This window comes from Methylotuvimicrobium sp. KM2 (assembly GCF_038051925.1).
Classification (GTDB): domain Bacteria; phylum Pseudomonadota; class Gammaproteobacteria; order Methylococcales; family Methylomonadaceae; genus Methylotuvimicrobium.
Genome location: NZ_CP150634.1, coordinates 2,685,581 through 2,703,925, shown reverse-complemented (window position 1 = coordinate 2,703,925; position 18,345 = coordinate 2,685,581). Strand labels below are relative to the sequence as shown.

Here is an 18,345-nt window from a genome sequence, read left to right as displayed (position 1 = left end):
GCTTTGCTTCAATGGTGATGATGGTGCTGATGCGCGGCTTGTTCGCGGTATTGGCAGCCGTCGCATTCGAGCATTTTCGGCGCGTTCGGGTCGGCGGCATCCTCGACGCGCCGGTCGAGTAGTTCGAATACGCCCGGGTCAAAGCCGAAATAATTACCGCAAGCGATCGCGATTTGCGGATACTGCGTTTGCAATCGCTGTACTTGTCGTGCAATGCGTTCGATCAAGAGCCCGGTAAACAAATAGTAGGGCAGGATCGCGATTTGCGTCATGCCGAGACGCGTTTGACGCTGCACCGCGTTTTCCAGGCGCGGGTGAGTGATGCCGGTAAAGGCGATGTCGACCAATTCGTGTTCGGTGGCCTCGAACAGCCAGCGCGCCAGTTTCGCCAGTTCGCCGTTGGCGACCCGGTCCGACGAGCCGCGTCCCAAGATGATGACGCCGGTCGTTTTCGGGTCGGGCATCGCCAGGGTTTTCAGCGTGGCGTTCAGTTGTTTTTGCAAGATTTCCAGCAACGTCTCGTTACTGCCCAGATGCGGCGCATAAACGAATTCGACCTTCGGATTCAGAGCTCGGGCTGCTTCGATGTGTTCGGGAATCTCCATCTTGACATGGCCGGCGGCGCTGATGATCAGCGGCACGACGATGACCTTGTCGGAATTTTGCGCCGCGCGGCGCAGTCCTTCGGGCAAGAGCACATCGGCCAGTTCGATATAGCAGAGTTCGATGCGCCATTCGGGATGCCGGGCCTGCCATTGGCGTTGAAATTCGAGGATTTCGTCATTGCCGGCTTGGTTGCGCGAACCGTGGCCGACCAATAATATCGTGGTTGTCATGCGTGTTCCTTAAGAATCGGATCGTTCGGCGCGGCGAAAACGATGCGTGAAGCCGGCGTCGTAAAGTTTGGATTTTTTTAAGTCCGGCCAATGACGCGCGCCCAACGTGGGGCTGACGACGATCATCGCCTGGCTGTTGATTTTGGCGGCGCGGCAGCGTTCGCGGATGTCGGCGAGCGTGCCGCGAATAATCCGTTGCTCGCCCGGCCAACTGGCCTTGTGTACGACCAAAACCGGCGATTCGTCGGCCCAGCCGGCGGCTTTCAACTCGCGTTCGATGGTCGGCAGCAAGGTGATCGATAAAAACAAGCACAGCGTCGAATGATGGCCTGCCAATTCCCGAAGCGATTCGCCTTCCGGCATCGGCGTGCGGCCTTCGACTCGGGTCAGGATCACGGTTTGCGTGACTTCCGGCAAGGTCAGGCTTTCCACCGCGCAGGCCATCGCGGCCATTGCCGATGAGACGCCCGGCACCACCTCGACGGCAACGCCGGCCTTATCCAGGGGTTGAACCATTTCGATCAGGGCGCCGTAGAGGCCGGGGTCTCCGGTTTGCAAGCGAATCACGGTCTTGCCGGGTTGTGCTTGGGCAATCAACCAATCGGTGATCTGTTCCAGCGTCATGTCCTTGGAATCTTTGACCGCGCAATGCGCCGGCGCCCATTGCGTCGCGGCTTGTTGTACCAGGGAACCGGCGAACAGAATCGCGTCGGCCTTGGCGATCAAGTCGCGGCCCTTGACCGTGATCAAATCCGGATCGCCGGGGCCGGCGCCGACAAACCAGACTTTCGCTATACTTTGCGCGGTCATGTTTGCGGTTTGTATGGCAATGCTATTTTGTTCGGTAGCAAGGCGCGAAAACAGGCGCATAGCAAGCTATGTAACTGTTTTCGCAACGCAGCTAACGGGCAAAAGAGCGCGACAGAAAACCGCAAATGTGACTGTGCGAAGTATAAGTCACTCATTGAAAAAATCCTGCGGCTTGTTGCGGGTTGAACGGAAAATAAGTGTGCAGATAAGAGGCTTGCAACGATCCTACGCGGAAAAATTTTTCGCCTTGGCTGCGGTTGCGTTGCGGAATCGATACGGTCGAGGCTTCCTTATCGGTTTCCAGAAGCGAATGATGAAAACTATGGCCGCGTATTTCTCCGTGCTCCAGTTGCAAACTGTGCATGCCCAGATTGACCAGTCGTTTCTGCATTGTCGCGCGGCCCGACAACAGGCCAGCCATCGTGGCCGATTGCCCCTGTTTGTCGGTCAGCGTTTCCAACAGATATAAAAAACCGCCGCATTCGGCGTAAATCGGTTTGCCGGCGCGGTGATAGTCATGCAAGGCCTGTTTCATCGCGCGATTATCGGCGAGGGCCGCTAGATGCAGTTCGGGATAGCCACCCGGCAGATAGAGGCTATCGACCTCCGGCAATTCGGCGTCGGTCAACGGCGAGAAGAAACGCAGCTCGGCGCCCATGGCCTGCAAGCAATCGAGGTTGGCCTGGTAGATGAATGAAAAGGCCGCGTCGCGGGCGATGCCGATGCGCTTGCCGGCAAGAAGGCGCGGCGTCGGCGTCGTTGCCGCCGGGGCAAAGTCAACCGGTTCGGGCAAGCGGCATGGCGCGGATTCGGTCAATAATTCGGCGGCTCGCGCCAGTCTTCGGTTCAGGTCACCGATCTCGTCCGCCTGCAGTAAACCCAAATGCCGCGACGGCAAAGCGATCTCCGCATCTTTAGATAGGGCCGCCAGCAAGGGCATATCGTCCGGCAGCGCTTCTTGCAGTAATCCGGCATGGCTTTGACTGCCGACCTTGTTGGCGATCACGCCGGCAAACCTTAGGTTCGGCCGGTAATGAGCCAAACCGTAGGCGACGGCGGCAAAGGTTTGCGCCATGCCTTGCGCGTCGATCACGGCGGCGACCGGTACCGACAGCGCTTGCGCCAGATCGGCGCTGCTGCTGTCGCCGTCGAAGAGGCCCATTACCCCTTCGATCAGGATGACATCGGATTCGGCGGCGGCGCGATAGAGCAAGTCGCGGCAATGCGCCTCGCCCATCATCCACAAATCCAGTTGATAGACCGGCCGTCCCGAGGCATGAGCCAGAATCTGCGGATCGATGAAATCCGGGCCGGTTTTGAATACGCTGACCTTGCGGTTTTGACTTCGGTGATAGGCTGCCAGCGCGGCGGTCACGGTCGTCTTGCCTTGGCCGGAAGCGGGCGCGCTGATCAGCATGGTCGGACAGTGACGGACGGATGGGCTAGTGTTCATGATTACAGTTTGAGTTTGGTCAAGGTAAATCCGGCTAAGGCGCCGAGGCTGAGCCAGAATAGAGCATTGCTGAGGGCGGACATTACTACGAATCGCTGTTGTAAGGCCTCGGGCGCCAAGGCTTGCGCTATTTCCGGATGCGGGGCGCCGATCAAATGCGGGACGGCCAATAACAGGCCACCGGCGATTTGCAGGCCACGGTTTTTGCTCAATAAGAGTCCGTATAAACCGGCTGCGGTCGAGGCCGCGGTGAATAGCCACCAGGCCTGCCGGCTGAGTAAGGCGGCGCTGTCGGTTCCGGGCAATTCCGGCGACAGGCCCAATGAAGGCGCAGCGAAAAAAACCGAATAACCGGCCAAGCCCCAAAATAAGCCGCGCCAATAGCCGCCCGTGCCGTGCCAATACATCGCCGCACTCAAGAGCAAGGCAAAGCCGAAGCCGCTCAGTCCGTTAAACAGCAGTGTGAAGGCGAAGCGTTGCCAACCGTCTTCCGGTTGCCACTCATGCTCGGAGCCGGTTGCGGGCGCTTCGAATTGTTCCGCGGCTAAAATCAAGGGTTGCGTCAGATAATACTGTAAGACGCTAAGCAGCAGGCCGGACAGGATGCCGGCCGTCAATGCGGCGATCACCAGTTTACGAAAATCGGCCACGCTTAATGGCAGGGAAATGCGGCGCTATGGCGTCCGTCGTGTGCGGCATTATGAATGTAGTTGTTGGCGTCCTGCATAAAGCCGAGGCCTAGAATCACGGTCAAGCCCAATACGATGGCGCTCAAGCCCGGGAGAAATTTAGCGGAGTAAACGACGGAAGAGCCGGCGAGTGTTTTCATGGTGATTGTCCTTCCCAAGTCTGATTGACGGAAAAACGGAGGGGAAGACAAACCAAAAAAGATTTGACAGATCGCCCGCCGCAATACTGTTCTGCAAGGCGATTTCCGGCGAAAAACATACCCAACTAACTGGTCTTTTTGTCCATCTACTGCAAACCGGAAAGGGTTACATAGCGCAACTATGCGCCCCTTTCCGGTTTTTGTAGCTGAACAAAAATCCTGCGTTATTTGGGTATGTTTATTCTTGTCAATCGCCTAAGTTTTAGGGCCTGTCTCCGGGCTCGTGAAAAATCACCTACCGTTGCGGGGGCAGCGCCGGCCTTTAACCGGCTTCCAGTTTCACCCGCGCAGTGCGGGAACCGTAAAACAAGCTGGGGATTATAGGTTACCCATCAAAACCGTGCAAATGGAATGTGTCATTCTGCTAACCCGGACCGGACGAGTTCTAAAGGCAAAAGATTTGTTGAGCAAATATTGCCGTAGCCCGAATCCCAGTGCGCTATGTCTGCAAAATAAAACCTGATTAGCAAGATGCTTCAGCTTGCCGAAGTCAACTGTCCGAGCAGTGGCCAGTCGTAGCCACTTCTGTGGGACGGGTTATTTAACCCGTCCCCAACGTTTCGGTTTGCCCTAAACAATTCGGCTGACTTCGGCCGAAGTCGAAACGTTTAGGACGGGGTTGCAAACCCCGTCCTGCTAGGGATATGCTGGTTTTTGGGCTTTAACTGAAGAAACTTGCTAATTAGGAAATAAAAATGCATTTTGGTCACGAAAAACACGAAAATTCTTCGTTCTAACCTAAAAAGAGCAGTTGACATGTGTTGTAGACCGTTCGTGCTGAGCCAAGTCGAAGCATGAAGGGTCTACAACACGTTCACCGTCTTGGTGGAGCCTCAAACTACCGTTCACCCTTCGATGGGCTCAGGGCGAACGGTAGTTTGAGGCTCTCAACTGCTCTTTTTAGGTTCTAACCGCTCCAGCATGGCAATGCATGCCGAACTTGTCTCGGCAACCATGTTATAGGTTCCCACAAAGGATTCACTTTCATTTGCTGGGGCTTTGTAAGGCCGCCATGAAAGTTAGGATGAATTCACGCTGGTAGTTGTTAACGGCAACGATTGCGGTTTGTAATAATATTTTTTTGAATAAAAATACAGCGGATTTTGAAAAATCGTGGCATATGCCGCAAAAAATATTGGAGAATGAGTCATATAACATAATTATTTCATTGCAAATTTCTACAATCCATGGTGCGGCATTTTGTCGCATTTTATCTCCTCTCTTCACTGCCTATCATCTCTCCCGACTCTTTCGAAGGGTTCATATATCTTTTCCAAGCGGCGGCACCTCACCGCTGCTCTTTTTGGAAATTTTGTCCAACGAGACCTGGCGCAGTCAATTTAGCGCCAGTCTTAAATGCAAATGTAAAGTGGGTGAAGTATGGCTTGGGATGAAGACGAAGACACGACGATCTACCATGTGGTTGTTAATCACGAGGAGCAATACTCCATTTGGCCGGAGTACAAGGAAGTGCCTAAAGGCTGGAAAACTGTCGGCAGAACCGGACCGAAACAGGAATGCCTGGATTACATTAAAGATGTTTGGACGGATATGCGTCCTTTGAGTTTGCGTAAAGCAATGGCGGAAAACGTAGTGCATAGCGACATCGGTGCGGCGAGCTGATAATGGCAACGGGCATCCAGGCTGTCGGACGGCTCGAGACCGGGCAAGACGATTGTACCTTCTGCAGTCCTTTGTCGATTGACGAGCAGACTCAAAAGTCCCCGAAGCTCGGCGAAGTTCATGTTTGGTCGGCTAGGCTGGCCCTTCGGCAAGGCTCAGGACAGGTTTCGACGCAAAATAAATATGAAGTCTTTCATGGATCGTTGTCGACGGATGAACGTAAACGAGCGGAAAACTTCGTTCATGAGCGGGACAGAAACCGATACATCATAGCACGCGGGATCTTGCGGGAATTGTTGGGACATTACCTCGGCATGGCTCCTGAACAGGTTTGTTTCTCTTACGGACTCAACGGAAAGCCTTATTTAGCCGAGTCATCGGCCGGGAGCGGACTGGAGTTTAATCTTTCCCATGCGGCTGATTCAGCGGTCTATGCGTTCGCCAACCGTACGCAAGTAGGCATCGATATAGAGCCGCTAAGCAAGGGCCTAGCTTGGCGGCAATTGGCGCCGATCGTGTTTTCTGCAAGGGAGCAGGGGAAGCTGGCTGAATTTCCGGAAGATGAAAAAACGGAAGCTTTCTTACGCGGATGGACTCGTAAGGAAGCTTTAGTCAAAGGGTGCGGTGTAGGTCTGTCGTTAGACCTGAATGCCTTCGATGTACCTTTGGGGCGGCTCGAAAATCCGAGTCCCGTTCGGCTCTCGAATAAACCAGCTGACCTCTGGTGGCTATGTCCGATCGATCCGATTGCGGATTTCGTTGCGGCGCTAACCGTGAACGGCGCGCCGCCGTTACGCATCGTAGTCGATCGCTATATCGATTGGCCGATGCCGGCGGGTCCGACTGCAACAATAATTCAGCGATCCGTAGGTGCGATGCCTACGGCGCAATCAGAGATAAATCCACTTTAGGAGGGCGCATGGAAAATTCGATAAAATTGAATCCGACCGTCAAGGATGGTGGAAGTGTCGCAATCGGTAGGGAACCGATGCGACCGACCGCCAAGGATGGCGGCAGCAATGGTTCCGGACCGGTTGCTGCACTTTCCTCATCCCTGGGAGGCGAGAGTGTCGCAACCGGTCAGGAATCGATGCGACCGACCGCCGACCCTTCGGCTATGCTCAGGGCAGGTTTACCGATGTTACAGCCTTCGAAAGTGATGTCGTTAAAAAACCGGTATCCGTCGGTGGAACGCAGAGAGAATCTTTCATCGATAAATTTCTTTCACGACTATGTGGAGAAAAATCGTCCCGTGGTGGTTCCGAAGGCGTTAAAGCATTGCCGGGCGCTCTCCTGTTGGACAGACGATTATCTTCACAAGGTTGCCGGCAGCCGTACCGTCATGCTCAAGCAAGGCTTGAACGAAGAGGGCGTCGGAGGACTGAAGACCATCACATCACGATTGAGCGATTATCTGGATAGTGTGGCTCTTTTCGAAACCCGGCTGGAACGGAACGAAGTTTCGGCCAAAGACAGACCGCCCTATTTACACGATCTGCCGCTATTGTCGGTATTGCCGGATGCGGCGAAGGATCTCGACGGATTTCCGTCCGGCTATTTTCCTAAGTGGTATCGGACCGATTGGCCCAAATTCGCCCAATTCTTCCTTGGGCCGAGTCAAAGTCTGACGCCCTTACATTTTGATTGCCTGCTCACTCACAACCTGTTCTTTCAGGTCAGAGGACGCAAACGTTTCATTATCTTGCATCACGATCAACTGCCGTCCTGTTACCGCTACCAATGGCGCTGGTGCGAGGTGGATGCCGAAACTCCCGATTATATACGCCATCCCCTTTACCGGGACGCGCAAGTTCAAGAATGTATCGTAGAGCCCGGAGACATGCTGTACATGCCGCCGGGAATGCTGCACCACGTCCGCAGTCTCGACTGCTCGATATCTTTCAATGTGGATTGGCATACGCGCGCCAGCGCCATTCAAGGAGTTTTGGCATTGAAACGGGGAATGCCCCTCAAGAACGTTTATTACAATGCGGTCATCGCCCTTGGGCAATGCACCGGACAACCGGCCGGACGCGTGCTTCCCTGGTACCGGTCATATCTGAACTACGTCTCATAGGAAGGTCACTGTGCGCTTCATCGATGAATCCGGACTCACTACAATTATTCAAACACCTATTTCCAACCTCGTGGAGTTGGCGTGCCGTAGGGCGAATGATCAGCCCGGTCGGACGGCCTATGTCTTTCTGCAGGACGGTGAAAACGAAAGCGGCCGGTTGACGTTTGCGCAACTGGATCGGCGCGCCCGTGCTGTTGCCGCCAAGCTTCAAAGCATGGGCATGACCGGCGAACGGGCCTTGTTGCTGTATCCGCCCGGGCTTGATTATATCGTGGGTTTTTTCGGTTGTTTATATGCCGGCGTTATCGCAGTTCCTGCCAGCCCGCCCGCGCGTCGGCAGAGATCCCGGCTTTTGGCCGTGTTTAACGACGCCGCACCGGCCATTATCATGACCACAACGGATCTTGCAGTGAAATTCCGCAATGAATTCGCCTGTGGGAGCGACGCCTTCGTCGCGACTAAAGCTGCAAGTCGCGACGAAGGTGTTGCTCCCGCGATACCGGAACCCGCATGGTTCACCACGGATAACCTCGAAGGCGAATCTGTCGGAGATTGGGTCAAGCCCGCACTCAACGCCAACAGCCTGGCTTTCCTTCAATACACCTCAGGTTCTACCGGAGATCCCAAAGGGGTGATGGTCAGTCACGGCAACCTGATAGCCAATCAGGAGGCCATCAAGCAAGGTTTCGGACATACCGAACGAACCACGGTAGTCGGCTGGCTGCCCCTTTATCATGACATGGGCTTGATCGGAAATTTGTTGCAGCCGCTTTATCTCGGAAGCACCGCTATTTTAATGCCGCCGATGGCGTTCCTGGAAAAGCCCGTCCGCTGGCTCAAGGCCATTTCAAACTACCGGGCGAACACCTCGGGCGGCCCGAATTTCGCTTACGATCTTTGTCTTCGCAAAGTGACTGAGGAACAAATGCAAGGGTTGGATCTGAGTACATGGACTCTGGCTTTCAACGGTTCCGAACCGGTGCGCGCCACTACCATGGAGCGTTTTGCCGAAAAATTTGCCGACAAGGGGTTTCGCAGGGAAAGTTTTTTCCCTTGCTATGGTTTGGCCGAAGCCACGCTGTTCGTGTCAGGCGCGCATCTGCCTCCCGAAGGAGAGGCGCAGCACGACGAAGACAAGTCGGGAAGCCGCCCGGTTTCTTGCGGTGCAACGACCGGTCATCACGAAATTCGCATTGTCGATCCCGAAACAGGCCGTCTTTGCCGGGAAGGGCATGTCGGTGAAATTTGGTTGGCCGGCCCCAGTATAGCCCAAGGCTATTGTAACCGGCCCGAGGAATCGGAACACACGTTTCGAGCGCGATTGTCCGATACGGCGGATAGTCGCACCCATACAGAAACAAACGGCGAGCAAGCATTTCTCCGTACCGGCGACTTGGGTTTTCTCGACAACGGCCATTTATACATAACCGGTCGTATTAAGGATTTGATCATTATTCGCGGACGGAATGTCTACCCGCAAGACATCGAACAAACACTGACCGAGGAGATTCCGGCACTTGTCCCCGGCGGTTGCGTAGCGTTTTCGATAAACCATGAGGACGAAGAGCAACTGATCGTCGTCGCTGAAATGACTCGCGCGGCAATGCGCTCGGGCGACTACGAGTCGATTATCGCCGCAATGCGAAAAGTTCTTGCCGAAGTCTGTGAACTCGCAGCCGCCGAATGGGTCCTGGTGCAACCCGGTACGGTCCTCAAAACATCCAGCGGTAAAGTTCGCCGCCAACCTTGCAAACAAAGGTATTTGGAAAATTCATTGCCCGTTTTGTTTCGTTCCGGAGAGCAATCCCCTGTCGAATGCTCTCTGATTGGCGAACAGGCCAGGCCAAAAGCATGGGAAGAGAACAGTCCGGAATATCAACTCCTGCAACAAGCGCTATTGGCCGTTCCTCGAGCGCAGCGTGCGCCATTGATAGCCAGTTTTCTTAAGCAAAAAATCGCACTGCTGTTAAAAATCGAGGCATCGGCCCTGTCCGCCGGTTCATCCTTACGCGCATTGGGGCTCGACTCGCTCAAAGCAGTCGAGCTTAAGCACGAGACAGATGAATTGTTAGGCATCGATGCGCCTTTGTCGTTGTTTCTATCCGATGATTCGCTGGAAAACATAGCCGAAAAACTGTCTGAAACTGCCGTTGCTACATTGGAACAGGTCGTACACGCCCATTCTTCAGACGGTCTCGAGCACAGTGCTCTTTACGACTCAAACCTGTCTGCGACGCAATTTTCCATGTGGACGATGCAGCAATTAGAACCGAACAGCATTATCTACAACCTGCATTTGGCATTGCGCATTGCCGGAGCGATCGACCGGGAACGGCTGCGGCAAGCTTTCCGTTATCTGGCGGAGCGTCATGCCGTGCTGCGCACGATATACCGCGCCGGCGGCAATGACCGAGTCATTCAGCAGGTGCTGCCCGTTTCCGAATTACCGGATTTCTTTACAACCGTCGACGCATCCGCATGGCCGGAATCTCAGCTTCAAGACGATATGGCCCGGCGGGCTAGAGAACCTTTCGATCTGGCGACCGGGCCACTATTCCGTATCGCATGTTATGCACATGAAAAGCCGGGGTTGCAAAATGATCCAGGTACCGATAGTCATTCTTTATCCGCTGACAAATTCGTCTGGAGCGAATTTGAACAGCCAACGGCTGTCCCGAAGGGTGAAATACATGGATGTAATTCATACACGGCCCATACCCTCTTAATCTGCGCTCACCATATCGCCGTCGATCTGTGGTCGGTGCTCATTCTGATCAACGAACTGAAAACGATCTATGCCGAATTGTCCACCGGCATGGAACCGCAATCCGCTGTTTCCCAAACTCTGTTTGGGAAACCTGACTCGCAAGCTCTGCTTGCCGATTCGGGAAGCAGAGCTTCCAAGACTGCCTGCCCAAGCAAAGCTTGGGCAGGAGTGAACTATGGTTCCCACGCAGAGCGTGGAAACGATGAGGTCAAAGCAGACTATACCGATTTTGTCGCCTGGCAGAGGCATTACCTGAACAGCCCGGCCTGTGATAAAGCCTGGACTTACTGGCAACGGCAATTGACCGGAGAACTCCCGTTGCTTTCTGTGCCGACCGACCATCCAAGGCCGGCGGTTTCAGATCATCGCGGCGCTTCGGTAGCGTTCCGGTTGGACCGTGATGAAACCGAACGACTCAAAAAACTGGCGGGACAGCAGGGCGTGACTTTGTTTGCCTTACTGCTCACCGCCTACAAAGTATTGTTGCATCGCTATACCCATCAAAAAGATTTAATTGTCGGTGTTCCCACCAGCGGACGCAGTCAATCGCGTTTTACCCCGGTTGTTGGTAATTTTGTCAACCCGCTGCCCTTACGCAGCAGCCCTTCCGGTAACAAAGCCTTTTCGGCCTATTTGGCGGAAGTCAATGAGGCTTTGTTAAACGCGCTGGAATATCAGGATTTCCCTTTTTCCTTGTTGGTGGACCGCTTGCAACCCGAACGTGTCGCCGATCACTGGCCGATTTATCAGACGTTGTTTGTGCTGCAGCAGGCTCAGGCCGGTTTCGATACGGACATGGCGCAACTCGCTTTAGGAGAAGACGGCTCACCGTCGCTTTGGGATGAGCGGACGATGCAGTCCTTGACTCTATGTCAGCGTATAGAACGGTTCGATTTGAAACTGATGGCTGCCGAATGCGGAGACGGCCTGTTGCTGTCTCTCCAATACCGTTGCGATTTGTTTACAGCAGAAACGGTCGATCGTATCGCCGCTCATTTCCACAATCTTTTGGACGGAGTGATGGCGAATCCCGAAGCCCGCATCGCCAGTTTGCCGATGATAAGGGATAAAGAACGGAAAAAACTGTTGTATGACTGGAACGCATCCGATCAACCATTTTCCGAAGATTCTTGTATGCACCAGCTTTTCGAGGCTCAAGCGGAGAGAACACCAAATGCCGACGCTGTCGTCTGCAATGGAGAGCGCCTTACTTACGGAGAATTGAACGTAGCTGCCCAAGTTTGGGAGCATCATCTGATTAGGCTTGGAGTGGGGCCGGGCGCCAGGGTAGGTATATGCGTCGAGCGTTCCATGAATTTCATCATCGGGATTCTAGCCATACTGAAAGCCGGTGCGGCATACGTCCCTATCGATTCCGATTTTCCCGCAGAGCGAGTCGCTCATATGCTTGGCGATGCCGGGGCTGACGTTTTATTGAGCCAAAGCGGTTTATACAAAACCGCCAAATTGCCCGTAAGCGTCCGGCTCAACTTGGACGAGGCGCAGGAGCCGGCAATAGAGCCGATAGTTAATAAACGTTCCAGGAACATGCCGGATCATGGTGCTTATGTCATTTACACGTCGGGATCGACCGGGCAATCCAAAGGGGTCGCCGTATCTCATCGTAGCCTCGTCAATTACACACAAGCCATCGCCGGACAAATCCAGGCCGAAGCCGGTCTTCAGTATGCATTGATATCTACGCCCGCGGCGGATCTCGGCAATACCGTGCTGTTTGCCTCGCTGGTTTCAGGCGGTTGCCTGCATATTCTTGATCACGACACGACTACGGACGGGCGATTATTGGCCGGCTACATCAATCGCAATCCAATCGATGTGTTGAAGATTGTCCCATCTCATTTTGCAGCCTTGCTCGATTCAGCCGAAGGTAAAAATATCGTACCGCGGCGAACGCTGATCTTTGGCGGCGATGTGCTTCAAAATTCCTTGGTTACGCATGTTGCGTCTATACATCCCAAGTGCAGGATATTCAATCACTACGGCCCTACTGAAGCTACCATCGGTGCGCTGATCTATCCAGTGGTTATGAAAGCGCATGGAAATACTTCGGACGCACAGGTGCCAATCGGTCGCCCCATTGCCAACAGCCAAACCTATATTCTCGATGAAAATCTGGAACCTGTACCTGTCGGCGTTCCCGGAGAACTCTATATCGGGGGGCAAGGAGTGGCGCAAGGTTATCTGAACCGGCCGGATTTGACAGCCGAACGCTTTATTCCGGATCCGTTTGCAGGCATGGAACTTGGGGAAGACTCCTCAATATTAAAGCCTAAGTCCATGCATGGCGTGAGGTTGTATCGTACAGGTGACTTGGCCCGGTATAGAAGCGATGGTCTTGTCGAATTTCTCGGCCGTGCCGACCATCAGATGAAAATACGCGGATTCCGCATCGAACCCGGCGAAATTGAAGCGCACTTATGCGCGCAATCTGAAGTGAGCAGCGCCATCGTCAGCACTTGGGAGGACAGCCCCGGCATCAAGCGGCTGGTAGCCTACATTGTCCCGGTTAGCGTCGAGCCGGACCAGGAAGCGTTGCGTGCTCATGTCCGAAATGCCTTACCGGATTATATGGTCCCATCTGCTTTCGTATTTCTTACAAAATGGCCGCTGACAGCAAACGGAAAACTGGATCGCAAGGCCTTACCCAAGCCCGATCCAGGCAGTAGTGTCAGTCATCAATACGTTGCCCCAAGGAATGACGCCGAAGTTGCGCTAGCTGCTATCTGGGCCGATGTGTTACGCGTTGCCCGGGTTGGCATTCACGACAACTTTTTCTCTCTCGGTGGCGATTCCATTCTGAGCATTCAGATGGCCAGCCGCGCGCGTCAGGCTGGACTGAATTTATCACCCAGGCAGATTTTTCAGCATCAAACGGTTGCTGAACTGGCGCCCGTCGTAGAAAGCGAAGCCAAGTTCGAGGCCGAACAATGTGTGGTCAGCGGTTCAACCCACCTGACACCCGTGCAACAAAAGTTTTTATCCCGGGCTTTGACCAATCCGCATCACTGGAATCAGGCATTATTGCTGCAAGTATTGTATCCATTCGAGTCCGAAATAATGCAGTGCGCCGTGGAACAGTTGCTTGTTCATCATGATGTATTGCGCCTGAGGTTTAACTGTCAGGATGGTGTCTGGCAAGCGCATTACGTAGCAGAAGAGCAGCAGCCGGTATTTCACCTCGAAGACCTTTCCGGTATTACTGATAATTCGCTCGAAACCGTTTTGATTGAGCGCACGGCATACTGGCAACGGCAAATAGATATGAGCAATGGCCCGATGATCCAGGTTATCTGGTTTGCACTCGGGCAGAAGCGCGGCACACGCTTATTAATGGTCATCCACCATTTAGCGATGGATATAGCCAGTTGGCGCATTTTGCTCGATGATCTGGTGTTTATCTATAACCAGATTGCTACTAACAGCAAGTCAGCATTGCCGAGCAAAACCACTTCTTATCGGCAATGGGCCGAGCGTTTAACAGACTATGCGCAAACGCTTGCGGATACGGATAAGCTGCCGATGGGCATGCCAGAACATGCACAAACAACATTGCCGGTTGACTATCCTGAGGGCTCAAATACCGAGGCGGATGCTGTATTTTATACGCTTGAACTCTCGGAACCGCAGACGCGGTCGCTAGTACAGGAATCCGGTGCGGCGTATCGAACCAGCGTGCAGGAATTACTGCTTATTGCCGTTGTTAAGGGCTTAGCCAGCCATGTTGGCTTGCAACATTTGCCTATCGAAGTCGAAGTACACAACCGTGACAGCGAGTTGTTCCGCGATTTCGATTTCACGCGCACAGCAGGCCGGTTTACGACCTCGTATCCGGTATTCTTTCATTACGACTCAACAAAAGAGTCCTCAAGTCTTATCAAAGACCTCAAGGAACAGTTCCGGCAACAAGCCGCGCACGGATTCGACTATACCGTATGGCGCTGGCTGGGTGGCGGTCTTGAACAAGAGCTTTCTTCTGAAATACCGATTTTGTTCAATTATCTGGGGCATCTGGATTTAGGTACCGATGCGCATGCCTATTTTCGGCAATGCGATATGCCGGCATGGATAACCCGCGACCCGCTTAATCAACGTGCACATGAATTGGCGCTTAATGCTGCAATACGTCAAGGTCGTCTACAGTTGACCTGGGTCTATAGTAAAGCGCGTTATTGCGCTGCGAGCATAGAGCAGTTGGGTAGTGCCGTGCTCAATACACTATCGAGACTTATTGAGCATTGTCTCGACTCTGATTCGGCGGGATTAACCCCTAGTGATTTTCCATTGGCAAAGCTGACACAAGTGCATCTTGACAGCCTGCCTTATTCGCTGAGAAACATTGAGGACATCTATCCATTGGGGCCGATGCAGGAAGGCATGTTGTTTTATGCGCTGATGTATCCCGGATCAGGTATCTATCATATGCTCGATCGCTATGAAGTTGATGGCGCAGTCGATGTTGACGCATTCAGGGCGGCATGGCAGGACGTATTGGATCGGCATCCGATTCTACGCACCTCGTTTCTATGGGAGGAATATTCAAGACCACATCAATTTGTTCACAAGCAGGTGGCGTTGCCGTTTAACTATCAGGATTGGCGCGAAGTGCCATTACATGCCCAGGAGCGGCGCTTCGACGAGTTGCTCAGAGCCGAGGTAAAAACCGGTTTCGATTTTACTACCGGCCATTTAATGCGGATACATCTGGTTCGGTTTGCCGACAAGCGCTACCGTTTTATCCGCAGCCACCATCACATTCTTATGGATGCCTGGTGTAAATCGCCGGTATTGTTGGAATTCAGGGCGAATTATGAGGCGTTGGTAAAAGGCGAGGCGATGCCGTTTAGGGAAGCCGTCAGCCCTTATCGAGATTATATTGCCTGGCTTGAAAGCCAGGATCGGAAAGTGGCGGAAAATTTCTGGCGTGACTATCTAAAGGGATTCGTTGAGCCTACACCGCTCATCGTGGATAAACCGACTTCAGGCGAAGCTGAGGCAACCAGCCAGGTACGTGATTTGGTGGTATTGCTGTCTGAAGCGGACACACAGGGACTTAATACATTGTCACAACGCTATCAGCTCACCCCAAACAGTTTCCTGCAAGGGGCATGGGCGCTGATGCTGGCACACTATTCCGGGAACAATGAAGTGCTGTTCGGCGTGACCGTGGCGGGTCGTCCGACGGATTTGCCCGGTGTGGAAACGGCTTTGGGACTGTTCATCAACACCTTGCCGCTACGTGTTGTCGTGCAACCGGAACAAACGGTGCTGGCGTTTTTACGGAACTTGCTTTATCACAATCTCGAACTCCGCCAATATGAATACATGCCCTTGGTACGCATTCAGGCGTTGAGTGATTTGGCAAAAGGGCAAGCGTTGTTCCAGCATCTGTTCGTCTTCGAAAATGCGCCCGTCGATCCGACGCTTCGGGGCGAGACGGATGTTTTGAATATCGTTGATGACAAACACCGTACCCATGCCAATTATCCGATCAATGCCGTACTCGTGCCGGGGTCCCGCTTCCATTTACAGGTCACTTATGACGTGGCCCGTTTCGAGGAGGATGTTGTCAAACGCCTGCTCGAACATTTCAAGATATTATTGGAAGGCATCATCCGGCATCCTGAGGCCCGCCTCGGCGAGTTGCCGATGCTGACCGAGCGGGAGTCAAAACTCATTTTCACGCAATGGAACCAAACGCAACATTTATATTCGGAGCCGCGCGATATGGTGGCCCTTTTCGAAAAGCAAGCGGCGCTGGCACCCGATGCTATCGCCGTCGCTTTTCAAGGACAAGAGCTTACTTATTTCGAACTCAATAACCGCGCCAACCGCGTTGCCCATGCGCTTATGTCAGAAGGAGCGGATCCCGAGTCGCTGATCGCTCTGTTTAGCGAGCGTGGCATCGATTACCTGGTCATGATGCTGGGCGCCTTTAAAGCGGGCATGGCTTATCTGCCGCTCGACCCGAGCCACCCCGATGGCAGGATCGCCCAAGTGCTGAAAGAAAGCGGAGCCGCCTGGGTATTGACCTGTGCATCGAATTTTGACCGCGCGTCGGATTTGGCGGACCGGGCGGGAGAGACGGCGGGAGCGGTTCAACAAGCACCCGGATCACTGGGTTTGCAACTGCTGTCTCGGCCCGATGTCTTCGTTTTGGAGGAATTGGAAGCGGACGAAAACAGCACGGAAAATCCACCGAAACGCCACGGCCCCGACAATCTGGCCTTCGTCATTTTCACCTCCGGTTCGACGGGCAAGCCGAAAGGCGCGATGGTTGAATATAAAGGCATGTTCAATAACCTGATCACCAAAGTCCCAGCCCTGGATTTGACGGAACGGGATGTCATCGCGCAAACGGCCGGGCAGTGTTTCGACATTTCCGTTTGGCAGCACCTGACCGCATTGGTATGCGGGGCGCGGGTCGAAATCATTCCGGACGAAATCGTCAAGGAGCCTTACCGGTTGCTGGTGCGATTGGGCGAGAGCGGTGTGACTGTTTTGGAAGCCGTGCCGTCGATGATCCAAGCCTTGCTGGATTGCGTGGATACGCTCGGGCTTCCCAAGTTGCGATGGCTGATTGCCTGCGGCGAGGCATTTCCGCCCGAATTATGCCGCCGCTGGATGGAGCGGATGCCTCATGTCAAGGTGCTCAACGCTTACGGCCCCGCCGAATGTTCGGACGATGTGTCTTACTACGAAGTCCCGGTGATACCAAGCGATGCCGAGATCATCGTTCCGGTCGGCAGGCCGGTTCATAACACACGGCTATATCTTTTGAATAGATGGCTGGAACCGGTGCCCATCGGCGTACCCGGAGAAATCTGCGTGGCCGGTATTCAAGTCGGGCGCGGCTATCTGGATCGTCCGGATTTGACCGCCGAAAAATTCATTCCGGATCCTTTCGATGAAACCGGATGCCGCATGTATCGCACCGGCGACCTCGGTCGTCATCGCGAGGACGGCGCGATCGAATTTCTGGGACGGATCGATCATCAGGTCAAAATTCGCGGCTTTCGCATCGAACCGGGCGAGATCGAAGCGCAACTTCTGACTTATCCGAAGGTAGAACAGGCCCTTGTCGTAGTTCGGGAAGACGACAAGGGCGGCAAGCGGTTAGTGGCTTATGTGGTGTGCGGCGAACAAGACATCAACACCGATACTGGGCTATTTGCAAAACTGCGCGAACATTTGTTCGCCAGATTACCTGACGCAATGATGCCGCAGGCTTTCGTCCGGCTGGATGCCATGCCGCTTGGCGCTAATGGCAAGATCGACCGCAAAGCATTACCGGAGCCGGACATGACCGGGCAAAGCGACCGTGCTTACATAGAGCCGCGCAATCCTGCGGAGGAGGCATTAGCCGATATATGGAAAGAAGTGCTGGGTATCGAACGAGTTGGCGTGGCGGATAACTTTTTCGAATTGGGCGGACATTCACTGCTAGCCGTACAAGTGCTGTCTCGGATACGCAGAGCCTTTGGCGTCGAGGTGCCGCTACGCCGACTTTTCAATGCTTCCACCATCGAGGCATTGGCGCTACTGGTCGAGGAGCTTCTGATCGAACATCTGGACACCCTATCGGAAGAAGAAGCGGAGGCCTTATTGATTGAAGACGAAGAAGGTATTTCGATGGATCTAAAACAGCCGAGTGATTGAACCGGTTCATCGTTTCCGCGCTCTGCGTTCAACTTTATGGATAAGTATCGTCAAACCTCGCCGGGAAGTGGGTACTAGCACCATGGATGACGGATTTGAAATGAAGACGAGCGCACTGCGTGGGAATGCATTCCTTGTGCGAGGCGAAGCGTCCAAAGCTTCGTTCCACGAAGACTGTGGGAACCGTGCAAAAAAGTGACTGATGAATAACCG

The 18,345-nt window shown here is 53.7% G+C and carries 10 protein-coding genes and 1 riboswitch; of the genes, 4 read left to right on the top strand and 6 right to left on the bottom strand.

Annotated elements, in window-relative coordinates; genetic code table 11:
• Window positions 1-8: 8 nt before the first annotated feature.
• The 6 genes from WJM45_RS11420 to WJM45_RS11395 form a co-directional block, all read right to left on the bottom strand.
• On the bottom strand, window positions 9-836 hold the full coding sequence (locus WJM45_RS11420; protein ID WP_341325229.1) for a sirohydrochlorin chelatase: 828 nt from the start codon (window positions 834-836) through the stop codon (window positions 9-11).
• A 9-nt stretch (window positions 837-845) separates the two neighbouring features.
• The gene (cobM, locus tag WJM45_RS11415) at window positions 846-1,706 is read right to left on the bottom strand and encodes a precorrin-4 C(11)-methyltransferase (RefSeq protein ID WP_341325228.1); all 861 of its coding nucleotides are present in this window, start codon (window positions 1,704-1,706) and stop codon (window positions 846-848) included.
• Window positions 1,707-1,797: 91 nt separating this feature from the next.
• Window positions 1,798-3,099: a cobyrinate a,c-diamide synthase gene (locus WJM45_RS11410; RefSeq protein WP_341325227.1), complete on the bottom strand. Its 1,302-nt coding sequence runs from the start codon at window positions 3,097-3,099 to the stop codon at window positions 1,798-1,800.
• Window positions 3,100-3,101: 2 nt separating this feature from the next.
• Window positions 3,102-3,749: a CbtA family protein gene (locus WJM45_RS11405; RefSeq protein WP_341325226.1), complete on the bottom strand. Its 648-nt coding sequence runs from the start codon at window positions 3,747-3,749 to the stop codon at window positions 3,102-3,104.
• A 2-nt stretch (window positions 3,750-3,751) separates the two neighbouring features.
• Complete coding sequence (locus WJM45_RS11400; RefSeq protein WP_017839274.1) at window positions 3,752-3,928, bottom strand: CbtB domain-containing protein; 177 nt, start codon at window positions 3,926-3,928, stop codon at window positions 3,752-3,754.
• 248 nt (window positions 3,929-4,176) lie between these two features.
• A riboswitch (cobalamin riboswitch) is annotated at window positions 4,177-4,307 on the bottom strand.
• 665 nt (window positions 4,308-4,972) lie between these two features.
• Entirely contained in the window at window positions 4,973-5,197 is a 225-nt protein-coding gene (locus WJM45_RS11395) for a hypothetical protein (RefSeq protein ID WP_341325225.1), read from the bottom strand.
• 171 nt (window positions 5,198-5,368) lie between these two features.
• Here WJM45_RS11395 and WJM45_RS11390 point away from each other — a divergent pair, with 171 nt between their 5' ends.
• Genes WJM45_RS11390 through WJM45_RS11375 form a run of 4 tightly spaced genes read left to right on the top strand, consistent with a single transcriptional unit; the run spans window position 5,369 to window position 18,132 of the window.
• A complete protein-coding gene (locus WJM45_RS11390) occupies window positions 5,369-5,611 on the top strand; it encodes an MbtH family NRPS accessory protein (RefSeq protein ID WP_341325224.1) in 243 nt (80 codons plus the stop codon).
• A 2-nt stretch (window positions 5,612-5,613) separates the two neighbouring features.
• The gene (locus WJM45_RS11385) at window positions 5,614-6,522 is read left to right on the top strand and encodes a 4'-phosphopantetheinyl transferase superfamily protein (RefSeq protein ID WP_341325223.1); all 909 of its coding nucleotides are present in this window, start codon (window positions 5,614-5,616) and stop codon (window positions 6,520-6,522) included.
• Window positions 6,523-6,530: 8 nt separating this feature from the next.
• Window positions 6,531-7,688 (top strand): cupin-like domain-containing protein, encoded by a 1,158-nt coding sequence (locus WJM45_RS11380; protein ID WP_341325222.1) that lies wholly within the window; start codon window positions 6,531-6,533, stop codon window positions 7,686-7,688.
• A gap of 10 nt (window positions 7,689-7,698) precedes the next feature.
• Window positions 7,699-18,132, top strand: coding sequence for an amino acid adenylation domain-containing protein (locus tag WJM45_RS11375; protein WP_341325221.1), 10,434 nt, complete (start codon window positions 7,699-7,701; stop codon window positions 18,130-18,132).
• Window positions 18,133-18,345: the final 213 nt, after the last annotated feature.

Coding starts and splice junctions, on each gene's coding strand:
- WJM45_RS11410 (WP_341325227.1), bottom strand. CDS start 3,099: ATGAACACTAGCCCATCCGTCCGTCACTGTCCGACCATGCTGATCAGC.
- WJM45_RS11385 (WP_341325223.1), top strand. CDS start 5,614: ATGGCAACGGGCATCCAGGCTGTCGGACGGCTCGAGACCGGGCAAGAC.
- WJM45_RS11380 (WP_341325222.1), top strand. CDS start 6,531: ATGGAAAATTCGATAAAATTGAATCCGACCGTCAAGGATGGTGGAAGT.
- WJM45_RS11400 (WP_017839274.1), bottom strand. CDS start 3,928: ATGAAAACACTCGCCGGCTCTTCCGTCGTTTACTCCGCTAAATTTCTC.
- WJM45_RS11395 (WP_341325225.1), bottom strand. CDS start 5,197: ATGCGACAAAATGCCGCACCATGGATTGTAGAAATTTGCAATGAAATA.
- WJM45_RS11420 (WP_341325229.1), bottom strand. CDS start 836: ATGACAACCACGATATTATTGGTCGGCCACGGTTCGCGCAACCAAGCC.
- cobM (WP_341325228.1), bottom strand. CDS start 1,706: ATGCGCCTGTTTTCGCGCCTTGCTACCGAACAAAATAGCATTGCCATA.
- WJM45_RS11390 (WP_341325224.1), top strand. CDS start 5,369: ATGGCTTGGGATGAAGACGAAGACACGACGATCTACCATGTGGTTGTT.